Annotated in this window: 4 protein-coding genes; 1 reads left to right on the plus strand and 3 read right to left on the minus strand. The window is 30.9% G+C overall.

Annotated elements, in window-relative coordinates; all coding sequences use genetic code 11:
- Positions 1-53 precede the first annotated feature (53 nt).
- Positions 54-641 carry a rubrerythrin gene (gene rbr / locus J5G60_RS17320; protein ID WP_150358993.1) on the plus strand — a complete coding sequence of 196 codons (588 nt, stop codon included), beginning with the start codon at positions 54-56 and terminating at the stop codon, positions 639-641.
- A gap of 28 nt (positions 642-669) precedes the next feature.
- Here rbr and J5G60_RS17325 read toward each other — a convergent pair whose 3' ends face one another.
- The 3 genes from J5G60_RS17325 to J5G60_RS17335 form a co-directional block, all read right to left on the minus strand.
- Positions 670-2496, minus strand: coding sequence for a MutS-related protein (locus tag J5G60_RS17325; RefSeq protein WP_150358994.1), 1827 nt, complete (start codon positions 2494-2496; stop codon positions 670-672).
- Between the two features lie 4 nt (positions 2497-2500).
- Positions 2501-2938 (minus strand): bacteriohemerythrin, encoded by a 438-nt coding sequence (locus J5G60_RS17330; RefSeq protein ID WP_150358995.1) that lies wholly within the window; start codon positions 2936-2938, stop codon positions 2501-2503.
- 209 nt (positions 2939-3147) lie between these two features.
- Positions 3148-3519 (minus strand): phage holin family protein, encoded by a 372-nt coding sequence (locus J5G60_RS17335; RefSeq protein ID WP_150358996.1) that lies wholly within the window; start codon positions 3517-3519, stop codon positions 3148-3150.
- Positions 3520-3598 lie beyond the last annotated feature (79 nt).

A 3598-nucleotide genomic window follows, 5' to 3' on the forward strand; every position in this document is an offset into this window, starting at 1 on the left:
ATATTATATAGAACAAAATATTAAATTATATTATTTATCAGGAGGTAATTTTTATGGCATCGTTAAAAGGTACAAAAACTGCTGAAAATTTAATGAAAGCTTTTGCAGGAGAATCTCAGGCAAGAAACAGATACACTTATTATGCATCTGCTGCAAAAAAAGAAGGGTATGTTCAAATTTCCAATATATTTTTAGAAACTGCTGGAAATGAAAGGGAACACGCTAAAAGATTTTTTAAATTCTTAGATGCAGATCTGCATTGCGAAGCTGTGGAAATAAATAATGCGTCTTATCCAGTTGCATTAGGTGATACTAAGACTATTTTAAAAGCAGCTGCTGCTGGAGAAAATGAAGAATGGTCTAAGTTGTATCCTTCCTTTGCTGATACAGCTGATAAAGAAGGATTTCATGCTATAGCGACTGTTTTTAGAAAAATAGCAGAGGTTGAAAAGCACCATGAAGAAAGATATCTAGCACTGCTCAAAAATGTAGAAAATGGTACTGTATTCAAAAAAGATAAACCATGTAAGTGGATCTGCAGCAACTGTGGATATATTTATGAAGGTACATCTGCTCCTGAGTTCTGCCCTTCATGTGCACATCCTAAAGCATATTTTCAGTTATTTGTAGAAGAATTTTAATACTTAATTAATATTAGATATAGGGGAATCACTGCTTAGGTGATTCCCCTATATCTATACCTGCCATTTTCATTAAATAAAGTGCATTTCTAGTAGTTGAAACTCCAGTTCTGAGTTTGTAATCAAATTTGATTTTTCCATCTTCATAATATTCCTTAAAATGATAGTTTTTTATTTTACCGCCACTTTCCTCTTCCATTTCAGCTAATTCTAAATCATGTGTCGATACCATTCCACAGGTCTTTCCATTCTCTAAATTTTTTATCAAAATTTTGGCTCCTAAATGCCTATCAATGGAATTAGTTCCCTTGAATATTTCATCCAAAAGGAAAAATACCTGTTCACCTCTGCCGCAGGCCTCTACAATCCCTTTTATTCTGAGTATTTCTCCATAAAAAGAAGATATATTTTCTTCTAAATTATCACTTATTCTCATACAAGTGTAAATGTTCATTATAGAACAGCTAAATTTTTTTGCACGAACTGGGGCCCCTGCATATGCCAATACTAAATTTACACCTGCAGTTCTCAGGAGCGTGCTCTTCCCTGACATATTTGACCCTGTAATCAACACTATATTAGAAGGCTTTTTTAAAGTCAAATCATTACACACAGCTCTGTCTCCAAGAAGAGGATGTGCCATGGATTTTGCATTAAACACAAGCGGGGTATCTAAAATTTCAGGAATTGTCCAATACGGATGCTCAAAAGCTATGAGAGCAAGACTGTTCAGCATTTCAAATTGACTTACTGCTTCAATCCAATTATAAATTGACCTGCCATTTTTTACTCTCCATTTTTCAAAGGCAAATGTGCATTGATAATCCCATAATAAAAAAATGTTTATCAAGATGTATAAAATATTTTTTCTCTGGGATACATTCTCTGAAATCTTATTTAAATTCCGCAATTCTCTTCCAGCATCAATTGATGTTTCCCCTTTTTTATAAAGTATTTCTTTTAAAGAATTTAAATATGTGCACTGGAATTTTTCTCTGGATATCATATATATAACTTTATCGTATACCATTATACTATTTTTAATCTCAGATACGCCATCTAAAATATTAAATCTGTTTTTCATTCCAGGTATAAGCAAAGTTATCTGTATTATAACTGCTGTATAACCTACATAATTTCCAAATAGATGGAATACAAAACTCATAATCAAGAGCGCTATAGTTATAACAGGCAATGTCTTAAACAAAATTATCATATATCTTTTTTCATAAAATGGATTTTCCGTTTCCAATATTTTCTCTATTTTTAAAATATTTTTTCCACCATTTTCTATAAAAGAAGCTTCTGCTTCAAAATGCTGTCTCCATTTTAACTTGTGCTTTAATTCCATCACTGCTTTCTGCCTGCTTATTATATCCTGTTTACTTCCAATATTTCCTGATAGAACATCCTTTAGTTTTTTTTCTCCAAAATAGGTTTTACAGCAGTTCATCCATTGAAACAGTGAACCTTCTCCAAATAAATCCAGATCTTCTGAATAACTGTGATTTTTGTCTTTAAACTCCTGACCTGTTTTGCTGAACTTATTCCAATTCCCCTCAACTCTATTTAAAGAATTGTCATTTATTCTCCATAACTTTTCTGTGAAGTTCACATTTTCTTTTAATTTACAATGAATTTTTATGACAAATATAAATAGTATAAGAAAAGCCAGTAAGAAACTAAAACTCATATAATAAAATTTTTTTGCATAAAAAAATATAGAGCAGAACATTCCCGATAGGAATATTGCAAACCTCAATTTGCTTATGTATAAGGCGTTATTTTTCTGCCTTCTTATAAGTTTATAATAATGTTCTTTTCTTCTGGAATAAATTTTTTGTATGCAGTTCAAACCATTACCTCTCTTTCTTTTTTACAGCTCCATTTAGCTTCAAACTTTCAAAATAATCTTTAATCTTCAAATCCATACCTATTATATGATTTGTTATCCAGTTATATACAAAATCCAGCAGCTTTAACACTGCCTCCTGTTGATTTTCATCAATTTCTTCTAAATCCACATTTTGAATTTTTTCAATAAATTTATCATGTACTTTTTTCTGTTCTCTATATCCTGGATACTCATACATGTCCATTATTTTTTCTTCATCTTCAAAATGATAAACTGTATATTCTTTCAGATCATCAATCGAATTTAATATTTCATCAAAATAATCCACACGATTTTTATTCGTGGCTAGTTCATAGATGGAATTTCCTATTTCAAATAACTTTTTATGCTCATCATCTATTCTTTTAATCCCACAACTGTACTCATCTTTCCAATCAAACATCTACAAGTTTGCCCCCTTTAAAAATTAACACCTTATATGGTTTGTCCTAAAAATATATTTGAAAATTAATATATTCCTTACATTGTAATTATAGCAAACTTTAAAATCGCAGACCATAGGATACCTATAACATTTCCAATTTAGTGCAGATTATTTTTTGAAATTTAATAGCTGCTGGTAAATTACCAGCAGCTTACTGAGTCACTTTATTACATAACTCTTCCTGGAATTACAGCATCTAATATTCCGATAACTACTGCGGCCAAAATAGCCCCTAATATAGATACTCTCATGTTCGGAACCAAAAACTGAGTTATATAGAGGATTATAGCTGCAATTACAAATCCCTTTAATCCTTTTCCAAAAGGAGATGCATCCACTCTCATAAATCTTTCTACTAAATAATCTATTATACTTATTACAACTGCCGCCCCTAAATAAGACCATAATCCTACTATTCTAAAACCAGGTGTCAAAAAAGATGTTATTGCAAGCACGATTAATGTTAAGATAAATCTTAATATATAACTGCCCACAGTAGATTTTGAATTTTCCGGTTCTCTCTTTGTATCGTCAGCCATAGAAGTCACTCCTTTTCAATAAAATATTATCTGTGCAAATATAGTTTTACCCAATATCTAAAAAATATTTAAACTGTAT

The organism is Clostridium sp. HV4-5-A1G, assembly GCF_900184915.1.
Taxonomy (GTDB): Bacteria; Bacillota; Clostridia; order Clostridiales; family Clostridiaceae; genus Clostridium_B; species Clostridium_B aromativorans.